A 25,506-nucleotide genomic window follows, 5' to 3' on the forward strand; every position below is an offset into this window, starting at 1 on the left:
CCCGTGGTGTCCGGAAATATTCAAACCGCCGCTGACGTGCGCTGTCGTACGCGAGCGCCCTCAGATGCTCGCATTGACGTTGCCCATCGCCCCAATCAACTCTCGTCCCGTCGAGCTTTGTGCGAGTATGGAGGGCAGCGACGCGTGAGATACAATCGACGAGAGAAAACTGGCGGGCAACCGCCACAAGTCAGTTTATCCGCTCCGAGAGCTGCCGAACCGAGCACGATGCCATTCGCCCAGCGGCTCACCTGCACGATTGACGATGCATGCGAAGTGACCGGCTTGGGACGCACGAAGCTTTACGAGTTGATAGGAGCTGGGCGTATCGTCACGACAACGATCGGACGTCGGCGACTAGTTTTGGTGCGATCACTTCTGGCGCTGATTGACACCAACATGTCGAACTAATGGACGTGCGACCTAAGGGAGCAACCCCACGTTCAATGTGCATTTCTTCAACCACTCATTTTGTTGACACGACCGTGCTCCCTTAGTCACGTTCAACATATGATTGACAACCGTGGCAACTGCGATCGCGCGGTTGTCGCCGAACGAGCCGTCGCGATCTCCAGAGCTGCTTTAACCGATTCCGGCATAAGCCTACGATCAGGCGCTTGACCACCGACCAAACGCCTTCATTTGCGCCTCACCCTTCTCCGCGATTATCCTAGGTCGATGCGGAAGGCTTCCTTCGCCGTCTTTTCGGCGACGCTGCGAGCGTTTCCCACCCCGTGAAGCCGCGCGGGATTGCGCCGGCTATCCCGCTTGAGAGCCGGTTAATTGCGTGCCGCCAGCGCCGCGGCACGGATTTCGTCGCGGCGGTCTGGCCGTTCCTGCAAAAGCTCTTCGAAGATTACCGCACGCAGGCACTGCGCTGCGATGATCTCAACATCCACTATCGGGTCTGCGCCGTAGTCCGCATAATACTTGTGGTACTTGCCGGCATCGTGCACATCTGGCGCGCCGCCGTGGATAACGCTAGCCTAGCGCGCAGACTCATGAGAAGCCTGAGACGTTCATAGGGATACGTTTCAAAGCCGTGCTTCGCTGCCGCTTCGATGATCGCTTGCGTCGCGCGGCCCGGGTCGCCCAAAATCGAGTCCATGGCCATGAAGATATGCGCGAAGCTCTCATTGGGCTTCAGCGGCCAGGCGCGGTAGAAATATTCGAGCGCGCGGCAATGCTTGACGTCGGTGTTGTCGCCGGATGAGAGCTTCTCGCCAATACGTTTCAGCCACGGATGGTCGCATGCCTCGATGGTGGCGTTGTGCATAAGGGGTGGCACGGCGGGGGCACTGAGGATTCGGTGACGCCGGACTGTGCGACTGTACAGCGGCCGCCGTAGTTGTGTCTGCCGCTGAACATCTTTCGCTCATGGCGCGGCAGGGTGAGCGCGAGCGCCCCAAGGATCGCCGCCTTCCGCTTTTCCGCCATCTCGAAGTTCGGGGCACGGACTGCAAGCCATGCGGCGACGAGCTCGCGGCCGCGGTCCGGGTTGACGCATGAAAAACGGTCGGGGGAAAGCGGGTTAGACGGATGAATGCCGAGCCACGCATGGGTCAGGGATAACGGCTTGAGGAAGCTGAATTCCGACCCGTCGAAATCTTCCTCCACGATTACCGGCACCAACGGATAGAGCGTCAATCCAGTTTCTGGCGTGAAGATTGGGGAGGCAACAAGGTACCCCGCCAGCATGTTCTTCACCTGCCATGAGTCACATCGGCAAGATTGCCGTGCACATCCTGGAACATCACGCGCTCGCCGATGGGCCAGAAGTGGTCTATGACAAAGTTCTGCAGCAGGCTCTGGAGAGCCCGCACCTCCATCTGCCGCAGATGCGCCGGGCCGTGTTGCCGCACAAAGAGGGTAGCCTCGGTCAGCCCCTTGGGATCGTAGAAGATCTCGGTGCCGAGGCGTCGCTCGAACAGTGATGCGCCGATATGCCCAAAAAGGAAGCGGCATGACAATCCGCCGCCGCCATCCTTCATGGAGATCGAGCGCAGAAGGCACTCAATCGCTTGCCGGCAAATGGCTTCGGTGGTGGCCTTCGTTTCATCCTGTTCCATAAAAAGCATTTTCGTTGATTCACGTTGTATGGGAAAGATGCCCGGACGGTCGTTATGGCTTGACTGGGCGGCGGGCGTGCATCTATTCCGTCAGCCACTCAAGCGCGACATTCCCGTCCCAGCCTTTTTGACTCGCTTGCTTCCTCAAAGCTCGTTCCGAACGGCAGATTGAAGACTTTGAGCAGATCCCGAAGGAAGTTTTCGCCTCGTAGAGATAGTTTCGGCACGCTTCCTCGAGCTGCATGACCTGCGGCAGTACAACAGAGATTTGTTGCCGGGCGGCTTGTAGGAGGCGGCCTTCGCTTCAACGTCGGTGCGAAGTCTCTCGTAAATCTGGGGGCACCGCAGCAGCTTCGGCGTCAATTCATTGAGATAGATCGCCTGGATTTTTTCCGCAGTATCTTATCTTCCAATAGCGCGGATTACGCTAACGAGCAGCGCGGGGATCTTGAACGCCGAACGTCAAGCCGAATTTACCCGAATCAACGTGCAATATGCGCCAAATCTGTCGGCCGCAAAACACTTGCTTGGGGTCTAATCGAAAGAGAGAGCATCAGCTCTGATTTTGAAACACACACCCGTCATGAGCGACTTTCGATCCACGCTATCTCGCCGAGTGTGAGGAACACGATCAGGCCTCTTTCCGCTCCGGTCGCTGCCAGATAATCGCGCAGCTGCCCTGCGTAGGCATGACGCGTCGCCGCGGATGGGTTGACATCCGATTTCCAGTCAATTGCCACCTCGATCCGCTCGCCTCGGATCGCGACGGCGTCCGCACGGCCTGCGATCAGATAGCCTTCGCCAGCCGCCCAGATGGGCACCTCGGGGACAAGAAACGGTCGCAATGCCACGATGTCTGACAGAGCGAGCGCGCGCAACGCACATCGGGCCATTTCCTCCGACTCCGGAAGTTGCCCCCGCCCGTCTGTCTCCGCCTGCAACTGAAGGAGTAGAACCTGTGCGCGCGAAAGCACCGCTTCCTGGTCTTCCTCCAATTCTCCCGTCAAAAATTCCTCCATGAGCTTATGAAGGACAACTCCGCGCAATGCCCCCGCACCCACGACTTCCCTTTGCTCGGCAAGCGTGTCAGAGACCACCACCGCGTCCAGCGTATCGTCGAGACGGTCCTGGTCGTGGTCGCTCGGACGGCGCCAGACGATCGGTGGTGCGCTATCCTTCACCTTTTGCTGTTCCAACGCGAACACGTCCGCCGATTGTTCGTTGCTGAATGCCGCCGGCTGCCGGGCATCGGAGACCGAAAGGTTCGAGAGCTCAAGTTCGGAAATGTCCCGTTGAAGCAGGTCGATCGAACTGAACCACGTGCTTTTCGAAGCCTGCGGGATATGTGGGAGGATCAGCAGGTCACGTGCACGCGTAGATGCGACATACCAGATGCGCTCGCGTTGATTGGCGTCTTCCCGGCTTTCTTCCGCGCGTGCGACCGCCAGATCCGGCGACGCCACCCCTCCGACCATCCAGTGCAGCGTGTTGTCGGACTGGCGATGCACAAACTGATCCGGCCGATAGAGTTCCGTCGTTGAGTTGATCGGGATCACGACCGGCCACTCGAGACCTTTTGCCGTATGGATGGTCATGATCTCGATCGCGTGCTCGGCGGCATCGATGCGGCCCTCTGGCGCGCGCACATTCCGTTCCCAGTCCGCCTGCAGGCTCCGGACAAATGTACGAAGCCCCGAAACTCCATAGCTGCGTGCCCGTTCGATAATGGCGTCCAGATTGGCGAGCGCGCGCGCATTGCGATTGCCGTGACGGGCCGCCATGATCACGCGGACGTTCAGCCGTTCGACCGCCTCCGCCAGGATCTGGCTCGGCGTCGTGATTGCCGCTCTTCGCCTTAGCTCCTGCAGGATGACGAGGACTGATTGGGCGACCGGATGCCGGACCAAAGCGGGATCGGTTCTGACGTCGAAAAACATCGGACGTTCCCCACCCCTCGGCAGCGAAGCGGTGATGTCGAGGAGTTCCTGGTCACTCAGCCCCACCAGCGGCCCGCGCATGAGGGCGCCGAAGGCGAGCGTATCTGAGGAATCCGCCAGCACGCGAAGGAGCGCGAGAACATCCTGCGTCTCCTGCCGCCGCATCAGTGTTTGACCGGCTTGCGATGACACGGCCAAGCCGCGTTGCTCGAGCGCGCGTTCATAGCGCCAGAGCTCTCGGTGTCCGGGCGTCAGAAGGGCTATATCCCCGGGACGGAGGGGACTGAAGGAGTTGTCCGCGCGTCTGATCATCACGTTTCCGATCAAGCGGGAACAGATGTCCGCAACCTTTGAAGCTTCGGCCTCACGAAACATCTCGGCGTAGATGCGTCCTTCGGTGGCCACTTGGACCGTGAACCGCGTCACGCACGGCACGGGGTACGAATGATCTGGAATGGTCGGCGCAAGAGCGACGTATTTGGGCTGGCCCGGCTGTGCGAACACCGGGGCGAAGCACGAATTGACGTGGTCAATGATGGCCTGCTGTGATCTGAAGTTTGCCGTTACCTCAATGACGGCGCCGCCCTCCTGCGCGCTGATAAGCTGGCGACAAAGCCCATAGGCCTCAATGTCCGCGCCCCGGAAGCGATAGATCGCCTGCTTCGGATCCCCGACCAGAAAGAGAGAGCCTGGCCGCAAGCGGCTGTCTTCCCAGCGTGCCGGACGATCATCCGTCGCGGCAATAGAGAACAGGATTTCGTTTTGGACGCGGTCGGTGTCCTGGAATTCGTCGACCAGAATATACTTGTATCGCTGTCCGATCGCGCGGCGAACCTCCTCGTAACCCCGGACCAAAGACCGCACATGCAGCAGCAGGTCGTCGAAGTCGAGGACGGCTGCGGCACGCTTTCGGGTCTGGTAGCTTTCAAGCAGCAGATCGAGCGAGGACGACAGCGTACAGACAAGCGAGGCGGCAATGTGCCCGATCAGTTCGTTCCAGGCGTCAGCGACCGCCTGATAATGGTAGAGCGCCGTCTCGCTGGCGTGCTCGCCGGGATACGCCCCAAAGAGCTCCGCTGACTCTTCATACGTCCTGAGCTGCAGGCCCTTTCCGAACAGGCGGCAAGAACCGCCCTCGCAGAGTTGCCACAGTGCCGCGAAGTTCGGGCGGCTCTCCAATACGCGCTCATATCGTGTCGCAAGCCGACGCAGCTCTTGGGCGATGCCACGCGCGTACTTGTCATTGGCGGTGCTTGCTTCCCACCTGCCAAAATCATCGACGGCGTGCACAAACACGATATCGGGCCGCGCGTCCTCCGGCGGCAATATTGGTGCGGCTTCCGGGTGCTTCCGCCGCAGCAAGGCAAGCTCGGAAATGAGATCGACGACTTTCAGCGGAATTTGCTCCGCGAGCACCACGATGGGGTCGTCTTCGATCGCGTCCGCGGCGAGCCTGCGCGAAAACCATGCAGACAGCTCGCCAAGGAATAGCGAGCTCGCTACGGTTTCGTCCACGATGCGGGCGCCGGGATCGAGGCCAGCCTGGACGCCATGGCTGCGAATGACGGCCTGGCAGAACCCATGGATCGTCGTCGCAGTGAGTTCGTCCAGCCGCGGGGCCGCCGCAGAGAGCGCCGCGCGCTGGGCAGCCGAGAGGCCGTCAGGAAGTACGGGTTTGATGAAGTTGGGTATGTCACCTGCGAGAAGCCGGTCCACGGTCTCCTTGATGCGGCGCGCGAGCTGGCTTGCTGCGAGCTCGGTGAAGGTGATCGCGGCAATATCCGCAGGGGAGTAACCACTCGCCAGCATCATGGCGACGCGACCGGCCATCAGCGAGGTCTTTCCCGTTCCGGCGGCGGCCTCGACCAACAAGATCGAAGTGAAGTCGGTCATCGCGCGACGGCGACTGTCCTGGTCGATCAGCGTCATTTAGACGAATACCAGAGCTTGCCGAGTTTCTGGCTGGCTGCACGAAAGTCGGTGGCCTTGCGACGGAGATAGCTTTCACGATCCGCCGGCAGCGCAAGACGCATATCATCGTAGACTGCGTCCTGCTCCGAGCGCGGCGCAATCCGCCCGCTTCGAAGGATTTGCACGGCCGCGACCAGATAGGTGTTGGCCTCCGCGACTGCAGCATCGAGCTCGTCGCCCTTCAATTCGAACCTGGCCGGCTCGTCGGCGAGATAGATCAGCCTTGTGACGATAGTTCTGATCTCGGGGAGCAAAATCCTGACGGCCATCGCATAGAGCACGCGCTGGAGCTCACGCCCTTGTCCGAGGGTAATGCGCTGGCTCTTCGGCGGCGGTTTGATGCTCTTGTAGTCGGTGATCTGCGCGCCATCGCCGGAGGCGCGGATGTCGAGCCGATCTATCCGGCCACCAAACACAAGATCCGCTTGCTCGATCGGAACCTTGACTGTCTCATCCCAAGGCCATTCGCCGCCTGTTCGCATCTCCTGGCCGAACGGGACTTCGCTCCAACTCCTCGTATCGGCCCTAGTCGGATCGTCGCAGGCCAGGCCCTTGGCCGTGCGGCGAGCGGCTTCCTTCACGGTATGTTGCCAGAGGATGGATGGCGGCACCGACCGCTGTAGCGGCCAGGACGCCAGAACCTTGCTGGATGCTGCCGCAATGGCGGCCTCGATTTCGTCCGCGTTGGCGCGCGCGAAGCCCGGCATCGGCTCAAGGCGTGTTATCGCTCCGGCAATGAGCTCGTGCACCAGCTCGCCAAAGGCTATCGAATCAAGCTGAAGCGGCTCGCCCTCCAGGCGGATAGAGCGCCATCCCAGCGCGTAGCGCCAGACGTAGCCGAGTGGGTCCCGCAGGAGCCGCTGAAGCGACGTCGTCGATTGGGTCCGGGCGAGAGCGGCCAGGATCGCGGGATGGTCGGCTGCGACCGAACCGTCGTGGCGTGTCAGCGTCTCGTCCCACTGCCAGTCGCGCCAGCATGATTGGCTCTGTCGTACGTGCTCGAGCGCTCCCGCATCGCGCGGCCGCGCCAGAAGCCGGTCCGCTTCGCTGAACGCATGCTCGGGGATGCGGTCGCGCTTGTGGACCAGCTCGTTCGCGGGATAAAGCGCGCTTGGTGACAGGATGCTGCCCTTTAAATTGCGCTGTGGCCGCGAGAGGATCAAGTGCTCGCGGGTCCCACTGCAGATGACCTCGAAGTGCCGGCGGTCGCGATCTGCTGTCGTCAATCCATGCAACGTCTGGCGGTCGAGAAGATGGTGGGGGATCAGAGGATCATCATTCTCGAGCCGAGGCCATGATCGGCTGGTCAGACCAAGGAGTCGCGTGAACGGTCGCGGGCTCGCAGCGAGATGCGAAGCAGGGCACCACACAACGCTGTTCGCCGGGTCCCGGCCATCGCGCACCCGCATAGCCTGCAACGAAAGCGAAACGGCGTGAGGCGGCGCGCTCCGCAAGGCTTCGTTCCACATGGCGAGGCTCGCGCCGCTGAGCAGAAGCCGGCCGGCTTCCTCGCCGGCCTCAGGGCCGCGCGCGAGAAGCTCGAGAATTGGGAGCAGGGCATCTTCGGCAGCCATGTCGTCCGCGCGATGGGATCTCGCCGCGATGAGCACCTCGCGCCACTGTTCAAGCGTCCTCAGGCCCGCGCCGCGCGGTATGCCGGCAAACCAGTCTTTCGGAAGGGCGCCCGCGAACGGCCGTGGCGGCAGCCGTCTGATGAGACGCCAAATCCGCTCCTGGCTGAGACCGGTGGTCAGAACGTCAGCCAAGGCGGCACAGGCTTGCCCATCCGGCGTGCTCAGCGCCGGTATGCCGTGTGAGAAGTGCAGGGGAAGGCCCGCGCTATTTGCATAGGCGAGAAAATGGTCGTCCCAGTCCGTCGTCGACGTCGCCGCAATGCCGATGTCCTCCGCGTTTGCCTTGCCGGAGGACAGCAGCCGACGCACCCAGCGAAGCGCCTCCACCACCTCGGATTTGGGATCTGCGCTTGTCTCGGCCGAGAATGTCGCCTTCGGTGTTGCTGGCTGCCGGCGGATTGCGCCCTTAAACCATGCCTGCTCCACCGTCGGGGCCGGGACGTTCCAGGAGAGCTCCGTGAATCGCGCAATCTCGTTCAGCAGCGGGCGCCAGACGGCATCGATCTCAACGATTCCCTCGAGCGTGACTGGCCCGAGCAGGGACCCGCAAAATGAACTCCTCGCCTGTGCCGCGTCGCGAAGATCGCGTGGCAGCATCCTGGAGGTGGGAAGGCGTTCCCTGATGCGCGTTTCGAGGAGACACAGATCCGCGAAGCGCCCGACGTGTTGCGGCAAGGACGACAGATCGATATCGGCGCGCCAGATCGCGGTGAGCGACTGAAGGACCGCGCGGGGCATCCCCGGCAGGCTCGATACACGGCCGAGGTCACGGAAGCCGCCCGCCGCCAGCGCCGCCTGAATGGCGGGATAGAGAATGTCGGTCGCGACGGGCGCCACGAATCCGCCGGCAAGACGGGCGGCGAGGAATGGCAGTGTGATGATTTCACGGCCGGTGCTTCCTTCGCGCGCCGCCTTTAGGCGCTGCATCCGTATCGCCAGCGGTCCGTCGACCACGAGAGTTGATCGCGGGATCATCGCCTTAGAACACTCGCACCGGCACCGGCGCGTTGTGTGGGCCCAGCCAATAGCCCAGCGTCAGCGCCTCGTGGCGATTGAAGAACGTTTCAAAATTGAAAATATGCCGATCGCCATTGAGGTCCGTGAGCAGCACCTCGCTGCGGCCAAGAGTGCCGCCGCTCTGCGAACCGCAATAGCCGACGATCGTCGCGAACAGGTCGGTCTCGCGCATGGTGCCGAACCGCTGACGGAAAGGCGGCGATTCCACGCAATATCGGCATGGGTTCGCAGGATCGAAATCGGCCTTGCGACGTGAGCGATGAGGATGGCCGGTGACGAGAGCCACGACTGGCCGGCCGCCATGGCCTTCTTCGACAAAGCGCCAGAGCGTGGAGGTCATGGTGTTGCCGAACCCCTTGCTCAGGCTCTTGACGAAGGCAAGGCTCGGAACCGAAGCCGTAGCCTCTTCCACAAAGCGGCGCGCGAGAAAAAGCAGCTGGCCGGCGGCGTAGTTCGCCTCCGCCTCCATGATCTGATGACATGCGGGCGTGAGCGTCTGCTCGGTGTCGCCTAACATCATGCCGATGTGCCAGGGGATGATGTCGTGGCCGATCTCGTGGGCCTCGTTCCAGCGGTGCTTGAGGATGGGTAGATCCTGGTCGAGCAGGATCCGCTTCTGGTCGGGCAGATAGAGCGCTTTCAGGCTGAGACTCTTGACCGCATCGCGCAGGATGGTCGGGCGCAAGAGAACTTGAAGGCCGGCGACCTTCATGCGCGAGAAGGTCTCGCGCAGAAGACTGTCGTCGGTGGTCGAGTAATAGCCGCGGTCTAGCTTCAACAGTTCCCGAACCAGGCGCAGATCGACCGGCGGCTCGGCGTTGCCAAGGCCCCGCAGGACCTTGTCGACCTGTCCGTCGATGTCGGCGATCGTCCGATCTTTGAGGCTGACGTTTTTCACTTCACTCGTTTGGGATCCTGCTCGCTCAAGACAGCGACGAACGCTTCAAGAGCGGAATTCTCTTCCGGCGTGAGCTTGTGCACGGCCTCGGAGCGCGCAGCAAATCGCACAGCTTCTTGCCGGAAGCCGGCATCATTCGCCGCAGCAAGACCTGCGAGCTGCATCAAGCGCCGCTGCGACACCTCGAATGTCTGCGCCAGTTTGAAGACCGTTCGTGGGTCCGGAACATAGTGGACGTCGTCCTCGATCACGAGGAGCTCGCTGGCGTCGAGGTCGGCGACCTCGGCCAGCCGCTCCATCGAAAAGCCGCGGCGACGTCGCATCAGGTTCACGAATTTGCCGAACGCGATGCGGGTTTCCTCGACGGCAGCGGTCTGCGCGATAGTGGCCGGCCGCTCCTCCGGCACCGGGTCGAACGCGAGCAAGCCGGCGCCGATGACGGCGTCGCCTTCACGACGGGCCCGAGCCATCCACCACTCTTTGCTTCGTTCAAGTTTCATCGTTCTCCTCCTTTTCGAAGAACGCGCGAGCCTGCTCGCTGGTCATCTCAAAGTACCTTAAATTCTGGTACGCCGCGTCCTGCCCCAGATCGGTCATCCCGATCTTGCGGTAGAAGTTATCGGCCTGGGGTAGCGAATGCAGCCCCAAACGTCCCTTGAAGCCCTCGTCTTCGCTGAGTGCGACCGCCGCCGTGATCAGGGCTGTACCGACGCCGCGCAGGCGCGGAGCGTTCCCGAGGTCTGGCCGGTTCCAGGGAGCGACCTCGAGGTATTCGAGATAGACGAGCGGCTTGCCGCGCTGGTTGGCTTCCCGGGCCGCCTTTGTCAGATCGACCTGTGCCAGGCCTTGCGTCTCGCCTTGCGCGACAATGCTGAAGCCGCGGAAGGCCAGGAGACCCTGCACGCGGGCCGTCTTCTTGCTCCAATCCCAGTGCCAGCTTTGCGGCCACTGATCGAACGGCACGCCCTTGCGCACGAGCTCCTGAAGTGTGGTCAAGAGGGCTGGCCGCCACTTTGTCTGCCAGTCGTCGAGCTGCGCCTGCTCGATCGCATCGCGCAGCTCGGCTTCGACGCTTCCATCGGTCGCGACATCGAGAAGATAGATTTTTGAGACGTTGGCCGTCATAGAAGCATCAACTCCGCCTTCTCCTTCGTCGCGTCGTTCTCGAACAAGAGCTTTTCGCCCTTTTCGACCCGAGCATCGATCGTCTGATAGAGGCGCAAGGCCTGTCGGAGCACGGCAGTCTTGGTGATGTCCTTCCGGGCCGACAATTCGTCCAGAACCCGCATCTCGGCGTCGGTGAGGTTCAGCGTCATGGTTCGCTTCGCCGTCATCTCATCCTCCGTCGTTGTGCGCAGCATATAGAGAATCAGTGGATTTTGTCAACGCGTAATAGCTAAATTTGCTCCCTTGAATAGCTAAAATTTAGCTATTATATCCTGGTCCCAACGCCGCCGCCCCTGGGCAGCCGGCCAACAGGAGCAGGATATGGGACGGCAGCACGTCGGCCATGCCGAGATCGCCGCCTTTGCGCAGGACAAGGTGAACCTGCCCAAAGAGACGGCGGATGAGTACCGGGCGCAGGCCCGGCGGCTTCGCGAGAAGCTCGAAGGTTATCTGTCCGAGCACCCGGACTTCACGTTGAAGAAGATGCTGCTCTCGGGCAGCCTGGCGAAGGGCACGGCGCTTCGCTCCCTCAACGACATCGATGTCGCCTGCTATATCAGCGGCGCCGACGCGCCGAAGGATGTCCAGGCGCTGCTCGACTATCTCGCCGAGCGGCTGCGCAAGGCCTTCCCCAACTTCAACCCCGACCAAGTCAAGCCGCAGACGTATTCCGTCACCGTCTCCTTCCGGGGGACGGGCCTCGATGTCGACGTCGTGCCGATCCTCTATGACGGCGACCCCAAGTGGTACGGCAATCTCGTCAGCCAGGACGACGGCTCATTTTTGAAGACGAGCATTCCGCTGCATCTGGAGTTCGCCGCCAAGCGCAAGCGCGCGCAGGAGAAGCACTTCGCCCAGGTCGTCCGGCTGGTGAAGTTCTGGGCGAGGCGCATGAAGCAGGAGCGGGACGGCTTCCGCTTCAAATCCTTCATGATCGAGATGATTCTGGCCAAGCTCTGCGACGATGGCCTGGATTTCTCCGACTATCCAGAGGCGCTCCAGCACTTCTTCACCTATGTCGCCCGCACCGACATGCGGTCGAAAATCGTCTTCGGCGACTACTATCCGGCCTCGTCGGTCGGCGCCTTCACCGACACGGTGCAGATCATCGATCCCGTGAACGCCGCCAACAACGTCGCCCGCCTCTACACGAAGGCGAATGCGGATGCGGTCGTAGATGCCGCGCTCGATGCCGGTGATGCCATCGATGCGGCGCTGGCCGCTCCCAACAAGCAACTGACCGTCGCCTATTGGCAGAAGGTCTTCGGCTCCTCCTTCCAGGCGTGAGGTCAATAATGTCCTACAGCTACAGCTTCACCGAGAGCACGACCTTCACGGTCACCCACGCCCGCCACATGGCCGCCAAGGTCGCGACCGACCTGAAGCGCATGCAGCGGTTCTATGGCAAGCCGTCCGACGAAAACATCGCGGACTACGAGACCGAAGCAACCGAAATGCTGCGGGCCGGCTACCTCGACACCGTCACCTACGGCTTCAAGAAAGACGGCAAGTGGATCGAGCCGACCCTGCGCTACACCGCCCGCGACCTCGCCGGCGCCTCGGCCAACGACGACGATCCCGGCAAGATCCGCCCGGGCGCCGACATCAGCGGCGCGTTCTTCTACAGCTACATGACCTACACGGCGGCGTGGGACCGTCTCAGTCAGACCGAGCGCGACGCCTTCAAGGCCAGCCTGCCGTTTTCGCGCGGCGGCGCCCCCGAGCCGGGCATCTCCGGCCATCTGTCGAACGACCGCACGTATTCGTCCGGGGGCAGGGCCCTCGACCGCGCCACCGTCAGGAGCTTTTGATGAACACCAAGCCGACCCTCGACGAGTTGTTCGAGCGCCGTATCACCTATCCCGACATCGATCCGCAATCCCGGCTGGCCCGGCTGGTCGGGCTCGACGAGCAGAAGATCCGGCTCGCAAAGATCCTGGGCCTGCTCGTCAATCCGGCAGGCCTTGCCGACTGGGCGAAGAAGCATCACCCGGGTGCTCAGGCCTTGCTCGATACGGTGCTGCGGCGCCCGCCGCTGGTCGTGCTTGCCGGCGATGTCGGCTCGGGCAAGACGGAGCTTGCCGAGACGATCGGCGATGCGGTGGCACGACAGGAGAAGATCGACATCACCCTGCTGCCGCTCAGCCTGTCGACGCGCGGCCAGGGCCGGGTTGGCGAGATGACGCAGCTGCTCTCGGCCGCCTTCGACTACACGGTGGCGGAGGCGACCAAGCTGAAGTCAGCGTCCGGCCGCTCGCGTGGCGCCGTGATCCTGCTGGTCGACGAGGCCGACGCGCTGGCGCAGTCGCGCGAGGCGGCCCAGATGCACCACGAGGACCGCGCTGGCGTAAACGCCTTCATCCGCGGCATCGACCGGATTGCCAATGCGAAGCTGCCGGCGTCCGTCCTGATGTGCACCAATCGCCTCAATGCGCTTGATCCTGCCGTGCGCCGCCGTGCCGCCGATGTGCTGAGCTTCGCGCGACCCGCCGACGAGCAGCGCCGCTTCGTGCTGTCCAGCCGGCTGGAGCCGATTGGCCTCGGCCGCCATCATATCGACGCTCTGGTCGCGGCGACCGGGCCGCAGCGGGGCAGCCGTGACTACGGCTTCACCTTCTCCGATCTGACGCAACGGCTGCTGCCGACGATCGTGCTGGACGCCTACCCGACCAGGGCGGTCGACGGCGCGCGCGCCGTCGAGATCGCCCGGTCGATGGTGCCGACGCCTCCCTTCCGTGACGGCGAGATGCTGAGGTGAGCGCATGACCCAGGCCGTAACCGTCCGGCGCGATGGAGATACCTTCCAGGCGCGGCTCTTCTGGTATCACGCGGCGCGCCTGCTTGACCCGGACAGTCCGGTCGTGAGCGTGGGCTTCGAGACGGGACCAAAGAGTTTCGATGACATCTGGGTCGAATACGATGCCGCGCGCAGTGCGGTCGACCAATATGGCGACCCGCTGCGGCGCGAGCACATGCAGTGCAAATGGCACGTCGCGCCCGACAGCTACGGCTACTCCCACCTGGTCGATCCGGAGTTCATCAACGCGAATGCCCGCTCGTTGCTGCAGCGCGCGCGGGAAGCGCAGCTCGCTTACGCCCCACAGGGGAGTGGCGTGCGGTTCAAGCTCGTGACCAACTGGCGCCTTGACCGCAACGACCCATTGCGCGAAATGGTCGGCACGCGCTCCGGCGCGATGCGGCTCGAGCGGCTCTATGGCTCGGTGACCGACAACAGCAAGGCCGGCGCCGTGCGCAAGGCCTGGCGCGAGCATCTCGGCATCGATGAAACCGAGCTTCGCCTTTTGGCGCGCACGCTCGCATTTGGCGAGGCGACCGATACGCTCGATGGGCTGCGCGATCAGCTTGACCTGTTGTTTGCCTATGTCGGCCTGCAGCGCATCCCCGCCAACCAGAGCGCGTTCCCCTATGACGATGTCGTTTTCCAGTGGATGGCGCAGGGGCGGCTCGAGTTCGACCGCGCCGGCTTCCGCGCCGTCTGCGCCCGGGAAGACCTGTTGGGTGCGGCGCGAGGCGGACCGCGGGTCTTCGGCGTCAAATCCTTCGAGCACGCCTTCGATCGGCTTGAGGAGCGTTGTCATGCCGTGCTGGACATGATCCCGTCCTTTGACGAGCGATATATCCGCAGCGACGCCGACTGGGAAGCGAAGCTCTATCCCGCGCTGCGGGGCTTCCTGCTCACAGCCGCTAAGAACCAGCCGCGCCTGCGGCTAGCGCTTGACGCCCACGCCACGCTGGCCTTCGCCGCCGGCTCCATCATCAACATCAAGTCGGGCCGACAAGTCGAGCTCGAGCAGCGCAGCACCGGCCGCCGGCTTTGGTCGGCCGATGACGTGATCTCCGATCCGACCTGGCCCACCCTCGTTGCGGAGACGGTGGAGCTTCGGGATGATCAGCCGGATCTTGCCGTGGCGCTCGGCCTGACCCATGACGTTTCGGCCGATGTACGCCGATACTGCGAAACCGCGCTTCCAAGCGTCGGCCGGCTTTTGATCTTGAAGCCGAGTTCTGGATCGGGCGCACAGTCCGTTACCAGTGGGCGCCACGCTTTCGAACTCGCGGACGCGGCGACCAGCGCGGTTCGGGCCGTGAAGGCCGACGGGATCGGCATGACCCATCTATTCATCGCCGCGCCCAACGCTTTCACGTTCTTTCTCGGCCAGCGCCAGACGGCACTCGGCTCTGTCCGGCTCTACGAGTTCGATTTCGATGGCGGACGTGGCCGTTCCTACACGGCCGCTTTGACGCTTCCGTTCGCCTAGGCAAACGCATGAGGCAAACCCTAAGAGCCCAGCTGACGCATGATCCGCTAGGATCCAGCGCCACGCGGCCGTTTCTGATGCGGGGCGCCGCTCGCTTTCGTCTTCAGCTGGGCGATCTCGCCGATCATCTCTTCTATCCGCTTGTGAAGGTCCCGGATTTGCTCCCGGTCCTCGCGCCGATGGCGCTCGAAGGTTTCGATTGTTCGTTGTGCGGCGCGAAAGTCGGCTTCCGCATTGCGCAGGGCCGACTGCAGGGAGCCAAAGTTCCGGGCCAGATCGTCCCTCTCGGTCGCAACCTGCTTCACGGCGCGTTCCGTCTCCTCCCGATGGCTTTCGGCGAGCGCAAGCTTCTCCGACAGGGCGAGCCCGTCTCTCTCCAGATCGGTGATGGGGCTCTGAGGCCCAGCGTTCTCTTCGCCAATCGTATTGGTTGATGCCGTGGGCACGCCTGCCCAATATTTGGCGAGAAGAAGCAGGATTTCCTGGGAGGCTTCGGCCGTGAGGTGCAGCAACTCACGTTTCAATGCGGGTGGCAGGCGTCCCTCAAGCACAGGGCCTTGCGACGGCCGCCGGGGCATCCCGGCAAGCACGGTCTTGATCCGTTTGACATTCCCCCCGCCCAGCCGCATCCGGACGCGCATCGGATTGATTTGTTCGCCCCGTGCAATCAATGCTTGCGCAGCCGCCACAATTTCGGAATCGGTATATTTTTGTGGGCGGGGCATAGGTTCAGTCGGTTTGTTTGATTTGTGCTAACTTATTTTACACACGGTTCCCCGCGATGAAAGGGCAGAATGAGCTTTCTTGATGTCATTCCGCACACGTTGTTTCGCCTGCTGTCGTCGCCGGCCCATATTCGCAACGTCGCGATCCTGGAAGCCATCTTTGAACAGTTCTTCGATGATTTTGCTTTCGCGCCGAAGAAGTCCGAGGTGCTGCAGGTCATTCGTCAGGTTCTCGAGAACCCCGATTTCCGGAGCGTTTCTGATGACGACGAGCCAAGCTCAACCACCGAGACCGCCGAGTACGTCATCTATGGGCGATTGCGGGACGACGGCTGGATCATGGAAGTGGCGAACCGAAAGGCCGCCGAGGTCTACATGCCCCGCGAGGCCCACGCTCTGCTTTCCTCGCTGATCACTCTGAAGGAGGAACTCAAGGTCGATATCTCGGCGGAAGCCAGCCTGATCGACAGCGGCATTTTCGCCGCCTATCAGGACCCTGTCGGCAAGGTCATGAACATTGCTAGTGCGCGCCGCCAAGCGGTGCAGTTGCGGCGTTCGATCGACGGTGTCCTGACGTCCCTCCATCGGATCGAAGAAGACCTGATGCGGTCCGAAGGCCTCGCCGACCTGCTGGCTAGATTCATGGAACGCTTTGTCGAGAAGATACTGCTGGAGAACTACCGAGCGCTGAAGGCATCCGCCTACAATCCGATGCGCTTCCAGCGCAGTATCCTGACGAATACCGACCTGTTCATCAATGATGAGGGCCAGATTGCGCGAGCCGCCGTTGCGCTTGCGGATCAGGGCATGGTCGCCGACATTGCTGCGGCCGAAACCCAGATCATCCAGGATCTCATGCGCATCCGTGCCGTGTTCGCCGGTCTCGGAGAAAAGCTGGACGTGATCGACCGCTTTTCGCATCGGCTCGAGCGCCGAATTGCCACGACCGTGCGATACCAGGAGACGGCGCGCAACGTCCGCGAAGAGAGACTGCGGGATGCGATCCGCCTTGCGTTTTCCTACTGGAGCGCCGGTAACGACGAATGCGTCACGCCACTTGTTGAAATCCCGGTTCCTTATGCGAACGCCACGCTGGCTCTAGCGAAGAAAGCGCGCGAGCCGGTCGAACCGCAGACGCGGGAGCCGAAGATAGTCGATCCGGCGGACGTCAAGCGCGAGCAGATGATCGACGCCTATGTCGCCGCCATGGACGTTACTCCCCGTGTCGTCGCCGAACATATGCGGAAGCTGGTGCCGGATGACGGCACCTTCTTCGATCTCGACCAGTTCGAGCCGAAGTCCGCGCGGGATGTCGCCATCCTCTACGAAGCACGGTCGGGTGCGCTCGCATCGAACCCCGAATTCGAAGTGCGTGCGAGCGCCGCTCGGACCACAAACAGATTTGTTTCCGGACCCGGCGTGCTCGTGCGCCGCAGACAGGGCAAAGCATGACCTACTTCTCGCGGTGGGCGACAAAGCAAGCAGCCCAGGACCCCAACTTCAGCGCTGAACAGCTCACCGAGACGGCCAACCGGCTCCTGCACCGGCAGTTCGTCTCCCGCGGTGATTTCGGCGGAGCCGCGCATTTCGACCGGATCGCCAGCAACCTCGACTATTTCAAAGACCTGTTCGCGAGCTTCGGGTTCAGCTTCGTCTTCAATGACACCTGGGGCTATGCCGGATTCGTCAGCCCGGTTGCCTACGGCAATGCGCGCGTCCCGACACAGGAAACCATCGTTCTCCTATGTCTTCGTATGCTTTACAACGAAGGCGCCGAGAAGGGCTATTTCGTCGACTCGAGCGCACAGATCCTCGTCGAAGAAGAGGAGATCCAGACTGTCTTCTCCTCCATGGGGTCCCGAACTCTCAAGCCGGGCGAATTGCGATCGATTCTGACGACGTTCAAGCGCAAGGGGTTGGTCAGGTGTCCGCCGACATCTACATCCGCCCCACCATTACGGAGGTGGTCGACGGTTCTTTCCTGGCCCGCATCGAGGTTTGGGCCGGTCAGCCGGTGCGGGCCGCTGAACCTGTCAATGAGGAGTATGATACTGCAGACGATGCCTCCGATAGTGCGCCGGAGAGTTCACGATCATGATTCCGGCCTTCGTGTTGCGGAACATAACCGCCGTCAATTTCTATCTCTACGCCCAGGACTTCCCCATTTCCGGACGCGGCAATGCGGTCTTTCTCGGTGGCAACGGATCTGGCAAATCCGTTCTGCTCGATGCGATCCAGATCGTCATGACGGGCATGAACCGGCGTTACCTCGATCTCAACAGCCGCGTTTCCGAGGGAGGGCGCAGCACCAGAACCGTGCGCGAGGCCTGTCTTGGCTTGCTCGATGATGGTGAAGGCTATCAGCGCGACGCCTGCCTGACATATATTGCTCTCGGCTTCGAAGCTGTCGACGGATCGCGTCGCTGCACCGCAGGCGTCTGTCTCGAGGCCAAGGCATCTCTCAGTGAAGAGAACGTTCTCGGCCTCTTCATCCTGGAGGGCGAGATACTGGGTTTCGCAGACTTCGTCCATCCGAAACCCAGGGGCTTTGAGGAGAAGGCGTGGCAGACTTTCCTGGATGAGCAGCGCCGTAAGGGACGAGAGGTCAAGACATTCCAGCGACAGAAAAATCAGGCCTTCTTGCGGGAGCTATACGCGATCATCAACGCGAATGCCCGCGGGACCCAACTCGATCCCGATCGTGCGCGCGCCGCGCTGCGACAGGCGCTGTCCTTTGACATCGAACAGATCACGAGCGTCACCGACTTCGTCAAGCGCTTCCTGCTTGACGACCTTCCGATCGAGATCGAGACCTTCCAGGCGCGTTACAACACCTGGCGCGACATGCAGAAGACCATCGAGCGCGTCGAAGCGGAAATCAGGACAGTCGAAGCAATCCGCGCGGCATGCGAGCGCGTCATGGACGATCAATTTAACGCGCGCATGTGGAATTACGGTGCTCAGCGCGCGGAATACGATCGATATGGTGCTTTCATTGCCAAGCAGCGCCAAGAGATCGCCGAGATGCAGGAGAAGCTTGATAGCACCAAGTCCTATCAGCAGACGCTCGTCGAAGGGATCGAGCAGATCAGGCGCCGATTGGAGGCCATCAAGGACCAGATCGACGGAACGCCGGCCTTTGAGCAGATCAAGAAGGCGCAGGCCGAGAGGAACACCCAAGACGCCATCCGCAAGGCGGGCGTCATCGAGGCTAAGCCGATCTTCGATGCGCTCAACTCCTTGCGCGAAGCTACGAACAGTCCCGTCTTTCCCAGTGGTCTTGCCAAAATCACGGATTTTGCTTCGAGGCTGACGTCCGATCTGGTCGGCGTCCACGATGCCGCTTGGCCCAAATCTCCAAAGCAGATCGAGGCGCTCGTGTCCGCCGTGCCGCAGCTATCCGAGGTCCGGGCCGTGCTCGACGAGCGCCATCAGACCGCAGCCTCGATTAAAGCGGGTTTGACGAAGGAATTTGACGAGGGCGATCGCATATTGAAGAAACTGCAGTCGGGCGGTACCTACATGTCGAACGACACGCAGGACTTCCTGGCCGATATGGCGAAGATGCATGTGCCGGCGCAAAGTCTTTCGGAAGTCGCCGATATCGCGCCTGCGTTTGCCGAATGGCGCGCCATCATCGAATCGATCCTCGGCGACTGGGCCGATGCCCTCATCATCGAGCCGCGTTTTATGGACCAGGCCTACCGCCATTTCGACAGCCACTATAAGGCGACCAGGGCCAAGCTGATCCAGTCGGAGAACATGCTGGCCCAGGACCAGAGTGTCCGATCTGGTACGTTGGCCGAGGCGGTGGTTACCGATAATTCATATGCTCGCGCGTTCCTCAACGTGCGGCTCGGCCGGATCATTCGGGCGCGCTCGGCCAATGATATTCGTAAGGGCGATCTGGCCGCATCAGCCGACGGCAAATACGCCCACGGCCGCGGCATCGAGTATCGCCAGCTCAAGCAGATTCCGCGCTTGGGACAATCGGTCCGCGAGCAACAGATCGCCCAGCTCAGCGAACAGCAACGCGAGCTCGAGACAAGGTTGCAGACCGCGCGGGACGCTGAACGCCGGTCATTCGCTGTCCTTGAGGCCATCAAACGCGCAGAAACAGCTCTCGTAATCAATCGCGGCGCGGCGACCCAACTGCTTGAGACAATCGAGTCCGCGGATCGCGAGAGCGAGCGCCAGGCCGCCCTCATTCGCGAGCTCGAGACCGAGTTGCCACAAGGGGTGATGGAGGAAAAGCGCGAAGTCGAGCAAATGCTCGTTCAATACAAAAAGGAAAGGGACGACGAGAGGGAAAAGGAAGACGAGCTCATCGATGCCATCGGACAACGAAAGGGCGCGATGAATACGAACGCAGACGAGCGCAAGAAGGCCGCCGAACGTGCCTGCGAGGCATTCCCGCCATTCGACCGGCGCCGTCAGAGGCACGATCCCGCGATTGGTTTGGAGGCATTTGCTCGGCGCGTTCGTGCGGCCTATGTGCAGGAGCGCGCCGCACGCGGGCATCCCGCGCATGTACGCAATCATTTTGACGGTCTTCTCAAGGACAGGGCGCCCGTCCAGCGGGTGGCGAGACTAAACGCCGCGATACAGGACTATGTTCAGGCGAATCCAGACCAGCATCCGCACTTCGAGTGGACGCAGTTTGTCGCCACCGAGCAGACGACAACTCTTTATGACTGGATCGACTCGAGACATCGCGAACTCACCCAAACCATTTTGCGTAACTTCAAGGGGCAGATTGATAAAGCCGTCACTGCCCTGGTCGAAACGATGGTGCATGACTTCCTGAGCCGCCTTAGCGGCAACATCGACGCGGTCGACCGCATCAAGGACGATCTGAACCGGGCGTTGCGCGGCAGCGTCTTCATGGGGGAAGTTTATCAGATCCGCCAGGAGCGTGATCAGGACAAGGAGACCATCCGCTACCTAATCGATCGGCTCGACATCGTGGCGCCAAAGGCCACCGCTCTGATGCAGAGCAATCCGGATCCGAACGATCCCGATCAGGTGAAGATCAAAGAGCTGATCGACATGCTGACGATCGAGAATGGCGACGATGCCCAGCATCGCCGCCGCATTCGTGAGCTAGCGGACTATCGGAGTTACTTTCGTTTCAGCATCGATATATGCGATCCGCAGCAGGGTTACCGCAGGATCTCGGATCTCGAGCAGCGCCGCGGCAAGGCCAGCGGAGGACAGAAGTTCGTCCCGTTCTATATCTGCCTTGGTGTTGCGGCCGCGTCAGCCTACTTCAATCACCTTGGAGGCAGTCGCGAGGCGCCGCCCCAATCGGCCCTTATGCTGATGGACGAGGCGTTCGAGAAGCTCGATCCCGACAATATCTACAAGATCATCCGGTTCTACGATCAACTCGGCCTCCAGCTCATCATGGCCGCGCCAAAAACGCATCAGGCCCTCTATCAGGAGACGTTTGATACGTTGATTTCGATCATCCGGGTCGGCCGCGCGATCCAGGCGATCCCGCAACATTTCCATCAAGAAGCGCACATTCTCTTGCGCAAAGAGAACCCTATGCATCAGCCGCGAAGTTTCTTCGAAGAGCGTGTCCGCGAGGAGCGGAGGCATGCCGCGGAATAATCAAAATACCGCGGAGACGCTGCTGAATCGGCTGCTCGACCGCTTTGAAGCGCCGTTGGCTCGCACTCGCGACATCACGCAGACGATCGACTACACCCTGGTCGGGGGTCCCGCCGCGCAGGACGAGTTTCATCGTGTGCTGCGCGATGCGGAACGAGCGGGCGGTATCGCGCTCGAGCAGGATCGACTTGGTCGGTTCACCGGCGAGTTCGCGCGGGTGCGCCTCGTCGATCCTGACAAGCTTTATCGATTCCTGGTCAGAGCGCCCGCAAGAGCGACCGCTGAGACCGCGCACCAGGCGATACTGGCTGCTATCCCGGAGATTCTGGCGGATGCCTTCTTTCGAGGTATCGAGCAGGAGGCTATCGCAGCCTGGAAAAACAATAAGACGTTTCTCGGGCTCTCGGTGGGCGAGATCAACACGTTCCTCACAACTATCCGCCTTGTGCATGGCATCGTAAACCTGTCGGGCCGCGATATCGATCACCGGACGTTTTCTCGCCGGCTCGCAAAGGACAGCAAGGCCCTCGAGCGGATGGAGGGTCGCGTCGTCCAGCTGCTCCGACGTCGCGATCCGAGCCTGGCCGGTGAAGAGCCGCGCGAGGTTCTGGAAGCGAGTGGCATCGTGCGTCGGGCCCATCTCCTGCAGGTCAAGGGTCCGCTTCGGCTCTCTTCCGAGGCGCTGAACATCCATGGTACCGGAGAGGCGTTTATCGGCCTTCCGTGGCTCTCGGTTCGGCAGGCTTCTTTGGCTCACGGCGTTGACTACGTGATGACTGTCGAGAATCCGACAAGCTTTTGGCGTTACAGCACGGAAATCGATGGAAACTATCTCGCACTCCTGACAGATGGATTTCCGGCGCGCGATGTGCTGTCGAGCATGGTGCATCTCGTCCGGCACGCTCTTCTCCTGGCGCCGGAAACGCCGGTGTACCATTGGGGTGATATCGATGCCGGTGGCTTGAGGATCGCCGCGCATCTCGAAGACGCGTTCGGGATTCATGTTCAACTGCATCAGATGGAGCCAAAACTCGCATGCGCCTTCGGGTCAGCGCTGCAATCGCAGAAAGGTCTCGAGAAACTCGCTATGCGCTCAGGCGAAATCGGACAATTGGCGCTCTGGCTTCGCAGTGAGGAAGCAAAAATGTTGGAGCAGGAGGAACTCGATCCGATGCCGCCAATTTTCGCGCCCGGGAGGCATCTTTCGTCATGAGCGAAAGTAGCGTCGCATCTGCCGGCGGGATCACGATCACGGAACGCGGCGTGGCTGCCTCGTTCGTTTAATCGCTGCTCCATGGATGCGTAGAAGGCGTCCATATCGATATGGATGATTTTCGCCGATGCGGTGCTGGCCCCGTTTGGTAGTCAGCCTCCTCGTCGGTCACGTCGTTAGGCCCTGTAGGTCTTCCTTGACGCCGCGAGCGACGATCCGGAGGCTTCCATCCGGAAGCGGCCTTTGCAATTTCAGGGCCTCGTCCGCGGGAGCCGTCATCCAGGTCTCGACCTCTTCCGGAGTTGTCAGGATGACCGGCATCGCTTTGGGGTGGATGGCACCGACCTCGGCGTTCGGCTCCGTAGTGAGGAACGCGTAGAGGTCGTTGGTCGTCTCACCTTCCTTGACTTTCCGGACGCTGGTCCAGTCGGTCCAGATGCCGGCGAAGCAGGCGAGTGGGCGGGTCTCGTCGAGCGCGAACCAGATGTCGCCGCCTTCGGTCTTGTTGAACTCGCTGAAGGAATTGAAGGGCACTACGCAGCGATTTTCGACGCCGAGCCAGCGGGCCCAGTGTTTGCTCTTCACGTTGCGGATGTTGGTCGTGCCGCTGTCCGGCTCCATTCTGAGCAATTCCTTGAAATCCACTGCCTTGCCTTTGGCCTGCAGCTTTTCGGCTCGTTTCTTGGTGGCGTCCATCAACGCCTTTGATGACGACGGCATTCCCCACCGCGCGGTGGCGAGCTCGCGGCCCTCGGCTCCGTTGCGCACGATTGGCGCCTGGTAGTCCGGAAACACGCCGGGCAGGGGTGCCAGATTGCCCACGTATCGGTTCACGACGCGGAACAGCGCGCTGATCGCGGCCTGGTTGGTCGTGATCGAATAGAGATTGCACATCAGTCAAGCTTCGGTTCGAGGGTGGCGAGGCTGGCAAGCCAGTTGTAGCAGAGTCGCGGATGGACGCCGGCCCGCCTTGGCGCATTTGCGGCAGCGCAGCCGGCTGGCGAGGTCATGCACGAAGGTGGTTGGTGGGTGCTTCATCGTGGCAAGGTCGACGTCGCTCGGCGTCTTGCAGCGCGTGCACCTGATCTCGAGCCAAGGGAAGCCTCCGTTCACGGCTTGGTCGATGGTGGGCGATGGATCGATCGGTTCGCCGTCGCTCCACATGCGCTCGTTCCAGCTTTCGCAAAGCAGCCTGTCAGCTTGCTGGATCATGGCCTCGCCCTTGACCCGCATCTCCGCCGATTGAGCGGCCAGCATGTTGGCCATCGCACGTGCTTTGCCGAGCTCTTTCGCCAGAGCCTTGCGATCGCCGCCCGACAGGGGCGTGGGGTGATACTTCGGGGCCATCCGGACATCCAGGCGCTAAGAGATCGGAACGGCAATCCGGAGCGGTTACGGCGGCTCGAACGCAGGCCAGCACCCGTCTTCCTCATGCCTGCCGGTGCGCTGCTGGCAGGTGTTGTCGAGCAACCGCTGCGCCACGTCCTTCCAGACCGCGTTGCCGCCATACAATCGGACTGCGTCGGCCTTCTGGATTTCCACGGTCCGCTCGCAGCGGCGGCATGAGATGCGCAGGACATGGCGTTGAATCTCAGAAAGACGTCGCTGCGGCCTCTGGGCTCCGCTCTCGTCGGCGCGAGGGTCTTTCAGGACCGATTCCCAATATTCCGCCGGGAGTGGCGCATCCGGAGCCGCCGTGGACGGGCCGGGCCTACAGGCGGCTTCTGCGGCCAGTTTTTCCATCTGTTTTGGGGTCGGCATGCGCCAGCTCGCGGGTCGATCGGTCATTCCGAATTAGAACATAACAAGAACAAATGTCGAGTCCACTCCGACCCTCATCCTTGAAAAAATCATCCCGTTGGGAGGGGAGCGGTGTCGGAACCAAGCCGGCCCGTTCGTCTTGAATCCGGCACCAGTATGGAGTTCCCCCGCGATGGCCCCCCGCGCTAACTGGAAAGGCTTCCTGCGTCTTTCCCTCGTCACCTGTCCGGTAGCGCTCTATCCGGCCACGTCGGAATCCGAAAAGGTCTCGTTCAACCAGCTCAACCGGAAGACCGGCCACCGCATCAAGTACGCCAAGGTGGACGCCGATACCGGTGAGGAGGTCGACAACGAGGACATCGTCAAGGGCTATAAAGTCGACACCGACACATTCATCGAGGTGACGAAGGAGGAACTCGAGAACGTCGCGCTGGAATCGACGCGAACGATCGAGATCGACGGGTTCGTCGACCGCAGCGAGATTGATCCAAGATATCTGATCCGTCCCTACTACCTGACTCCAGATGGCAAAGTCGGGCACGACGCCTTCGCCGTTATCCGCGAAACCATCCGCGATATGAACAAGGTCGCGATCGGTCGCGTGGTGCTGACCAATCGCGAGCACATCATCGCGCTGGAGCCGCTCGACAGGGGGCTGATGGGGACCTTGCTGCGCTATCCCTACGAAGTCCGGTCTGCCGACGAGTATTTCGACGATATCCAGGACGTCAAAGTCACCAAGGACATGCTCGACTTGGCCAAGCACATCGTCAATCAGAAGGCAGGCCATTTCGAGCCGGACAAGTTCGAAGACCAGTACGAAACCGCCCTCATCGATCTCATCAACCAGAAACGCGCCGGCAAACCCATCACCGCGAAGGCGCGTCCCCGCGGCGAGAACGTCGTCGACCTGATGGACGCGCTACGCAAGAGCATCGGAAGAGAAGGGGCGGCCGCGACCGAGGCACCCAGGAAGCCAGGCAAAAAGCCACGCAAGGCGGCGGCCGGGCAGAAGGAAATGCTGATGCCGATCGCAGGCAAGAAGCCGGCGAAAGAGGCCGCGGCGAAGAAGCCGGCGGCAAAACCCCAGCGGAAGTCGGCTTAGGTATTGTGACGGTGACGTCGGACGGCCACTACTTCGTCGTCCGCGGCCGGCTCTGGCGGCTGGCAATTCCTAATCTCGACGAGATTCTAAAAAAGGCGGTACAACAGAGGCCC

Annotated in this window: 23 protein-coding genes and 2 pseudogenes; 11 read left to right on the forward strand and 14 right to left on the reverse strand. The window is 61.6% G+C overall.

The features are described from left to right. Positions 1–228 precede the first annotated feature (228 nt). Positions 229–411 carry a helix-turn-helix domain-containing protein gene (locus tag SO156_RS12255; protein ID WP_458151043.1) on the forward strand — a complete coding sequence of 61 codons (183 nt, stop codon included), beginning with the start codon at positions 229–231 and terminating at the stop codon, positions 409–411. A 487-nt stretch (positions 412–898) separates the two neighbouring features. On the opposite strand, the gene SO156_RS12260 is transcribed toward SO156_RS12255, so the two are convergent. From SO156_RS12260 to SO156_RS12300, 9 genes are all read right to left on the reverse strand, one after another. After that, positions 899–1,276 carry a hypothetical protein gene (locus SO156_RS12260; protein WP_498534942.1) on the reverse strand — a complete coding sequence of 126 codons (378 nt, stop codon included), beginning with the start codon at positions 1,274–1,276 and terminating at the stop codon, positions 899–901. Beyond that, the gene (locus SO156_RS12265; RefSeq protein ID WP_458151040.1) at positions 1,234–1,698 is read right to left on the reverse strand and encodes a hypothetical protein; all 465 of its coding nucleotides are present in this window, start codon (positions 1,696–1,698) and stop codon (positions 1,234–1,236) included. Before SO156_RS12265 ends, SO156_RS12260 begins: the two co-directional genes overlap by 43 nt. Positions 1,699–1,703: 5 nt before the next feature. Then, on the reverse strand, positions 1,704–2,069 hold the full coding sequence (locus SO156_RS12270; protein ID WP_458151039.1) for a hypothetical protein: 366 nt from the start codon (positions 2,067–2,069) through the stop codon (positions 1,704–1,706). A gap of 581 nt (positions 2,070–2,650) precedes the next feature. Further along, positions 2,651–5,935 (reverse strand): UvrD-helicase domain-containing protein, encoded by a 3,285-nt coding sequence (locus tag SO156_RS12275; protein WP_498534943.1) that lies wholly within the window; start codon positions 5,933–5,935, stop codon positions 2,651–2,653. After that, the gene (locus tag SO156_RS12280; protein WP_498534944.1) at positions 5,932–8,538 is read right to left on the reverse strand and encodes a PD-(D/E)XK nuclease family protein; all 2,607 of its coding nucleotides are present in this window, start codon (positions 8,536–8,538) and stop codon (positions 5,932–5,934) included. The genes SO156_RS12275 and SO156_RS12280 overlap by 4 nt, the downstream gene beginning before the upstream one ends. A gap of 52 nt (positions 8,539–8,590) precedes the next feature. Then, entirely contained in the window at positions 8,591–9,526 is a 936-nt protein-coding gene (locus tag SO156_RS12285) for an ImmA/IrrE family metallo-endopeptidase (RefSeq protein WP_498534945.1), read from the reverse strand. Continuing rightward, complete coding sequence (locus tag SO156_RS12290) at positions 9,523–10,026, reverse strand: helix-turn-helix domain-containing protein (protein ID WP_498534946.1); 504 nt, start codon at positions 10,024–10,026, stop codon at positions 9,523–9,525. The genes SO156_RS12285 and SO156_RS12290 overlap by 4 nt, the downstream gene beginning before the upstream one ends. Then, positions 10,016–10,651, reverse strand: a complete 636-nt coding sequence (locus SO156_RS12295) for a GNAT family N-acetyltransferase (protein WP_498534947.1) — start codon at positions 10,649–10,651, stop codon at positions 10,016–10,018. Before SO156_RS12295 ends, SO156_RS12290 begins: the two co-directional genes overlap by 11 nt. Beyond that, positions 10,648–10,860, reverse strand: coding sequence for a ribbon-helix-helix protein, CopG family (locus SO156_RS12300; protein ID WP_009734077.1), 213 nt, complete (start codon positions 10,858–10,860; stop codon positions 10,648–10,650). Before SO156_RS12300 ends, SO156_RS12295 begins: the two co-directional genes overlap by 4 nt. Positions 10,861–11,014: 154 nt before the next feature. Here SO156_RS12300 and SO156_RS12305 point away from each other — a divergent pair, with 154 nt between their 5' ends. From SO156_RS12305 to SO156_RS12320, 4 genes are read left to right on the forward strand one after another with little or no spacing between them, the layout of a single operon-like run. Then, positions 11,015–11,980: a CBASS oligonucleotide cyclase gene (locus SO156_RS12305; RefSeq protein ID WP_498534948.1), complete on the forward strand. Its 966-nt coding sequence runs from the start codon at positions 11,015–11,017 to the stop codon at positions 11,978–11,980. A gap of 8 nt (positions 11,981–11,988) precedes the next feature. Further along, positions 11,989–12,504, forward strand: coding sequence for an HORMA-1 domain-containing protein (locus SO156_RS12310; protein ID WP_498534949.1), 516 nt, complete (start codon positions 11,989–11,991; stop codon positions 12,502–12,504). Next, positions 12,504–13,451 (forward strand): AAA family ATPase, encoded by a 948-nt coding sequence (locus SO156_RS12315; RefSeq protein ID WP_498534950.1) that lies wholly within the window; start codon positions 12,504–12,506, stop codon positions 13,449–13,451. The genes SO156_RS12310 and SO156_RS12315 overlap by 1 nt, the downstream gene beginning before the upstream one ends. Before the next feature lie 4 nt (positions 13,452–13,455). After that, on the forward strand, positions 13,456–14,973 hold the full coding sequence (locus SO156_RS12320) for an SAVED domain-containing protein (RefSeq protein WP_498534951.1): 1,518 nt from the start codon (positions 13,456–13,458) through the stop codon (positions 14,971–14,973). 47 nt (positions 14,974–15,020) lie between these two features. Here SO156_RS12320 and SO156_RS12325 read toward each other — a convergent pair whose 3' ends face one another. Continuing rightward, complete coding sequence (locus SO156_RS12325) at positions 15,021–15,698, reverse strand: hypothetical protein (RefSeq protein WP_498534952.1); 678 nt, start codon at positions 15,696–15,698, stop codon at positions 15,021–15,023. Positions 15,699–15,767: 69 nt separating this feature from the next. Between SO156_RS12325 and SO156_RS12330 the strand changes: the two genes are divergently transcribed. The 3 genes and pseudogenes from SO156_RS12330 to SO156_RS12340 all read left to right on the forward strand — a co-directional run. Next, the gene (locus SO156_RS12330) at positions 15,768–17,150 is read left to right on the forward strand and encodes a Wadjet anti-phage system protein JetA family protein (RefSeq protein ID WP_498534953.1); all 1,383 of its coding nucleotides are present in this window, start codon (positions 15,768–15,770) and stop codon (positions 17,148–17,150) included. Then, a pseudogene (locus tag SO156_RS12335) lies at positions 17,147–17,626 on the forward strand (DUF4194 domain-containing protein); the annotation flags it as partial. The gene SO156_RS12330 and the pseudogene SO156_RS12335, both read left to right, overlap by 4 nt. Positions 17,627–17,792: 166 nt before the next feature. Beyond that, a pseudogene (locus SO156_RS12340) lies at positions 17,793–17,897 on the forward strand (hypothetical protein); the annotation flags it as partial. A 450-nt stretch (positions 17,898–18,347) separates the two neighbouring features. On the opposite strand, the gene SO156_RS12345 reads toward SO156_RS12340, so the two are convergent. Beyond that, entirely contained in the window at positions 18,348–18,710 is a 363-nt protein-coding gene (locus SO156_RS12345) for a hypothetical protein (RefSeq protein WP_498534977.1), read from the reverse strand. A gap of 87 nt (positions 18,711–18,797) precedes the next feature. On the opposite strand from SO156_RS12345, the gene SO156_RS12350 reads away from it, so the two are divergent. Together SO156_RS12350 and SO156_RS12355 are read left to right on the forward strand one after the other, a co-directional pair. Then, entirely contained in the window at positions 18,798–21,314 is a 2,517-nt protein-coding gene (locus SO156_RS12350; RefSeq protein ID WP_498534975.1) for an SbcC/MukB-like Walker B domain-containing protein, read from the forward strand. A gap of 772 nt (positions 21,315–22,086) precedes the next feature. After that, positions 22,087–22,527 carry a Wadjet anti-phage system protein JetD domain-containing protein gene (locus tag SO156_RS12355; protein ID WP_498534976.1) on the forward strand — a complete coding sequence of 147 codons (441 nt, stop codon included), beginning with the start codon at positions 22,087–22,089 and terminating at the stop codon, positions 22,525–22,527. 168 nt (positions 22,528–22,695) lie between these two features. Here the strand turns inward: SO156_RS12355 and SO156_RS12360 are convergent, their stop codons facing one another. The 3 genes from SO156_RS12360 to SO156_RS12370 are packed head-to-tail and all read right to left on the reverse strand — an operon-like array spanning position 22,696 to position 24,315. Beyond that, positions 22,696–23,421: an SOS response-associated peptidase gene (locus SO156_RS12360; protein WP_498534954.1), complete on the reverse strand. Its 726-nt coding sequence runs from the start codon at positions 23,419–23,421 to the stop codon at positions 22,696–22,698. Positions 23,422–23,424: 3 nt separating this feature from the next. Continuing rightward, complete coding sequence (locus SO156_RS12365) at positions 23,425–23,874, reverse strand: hypothetical protein (RefSeq protein WP_498534955.1); 450 nt, start codon at positions 23,872–23,874, stop codon at positions 23,425–23,427. 45 nt (positions 23,875–23,919) lie between these two features. Continuing rightward, entirely contained in the window at positions 23,920–24,315 is a 396-nt protein-coding gene (locus SO156_RS12370; protein ID WP_498534956.1) for a hypothetical protein, read from the reverse strand. Between the two features lie 145 nt (positions 24,316–24,460). On the opposite strand from SO156_RS12370, the gene ku reads away from it, so the two are divergent. After that, positions 24,461–25,393 carry a non-homologous end joining protein Ku gene (gene ku / locus SO156_RS12375; protein ID WP_498534957.1) on the forward strand — a complete coding sequence of 311 codons (933 nt, stop codon included), beginning with the start codon at positions 24,461–24,463 and terminating at the stop codon, positions 25,391–25,393. The last annotated feature ends 113 nt before the right edge of the window (positions 25,394–25,506 follow it).

It is taken from the genome of Bradyrhizobium sp. UFLA05-125 (genome assembly GCF_059803515.1).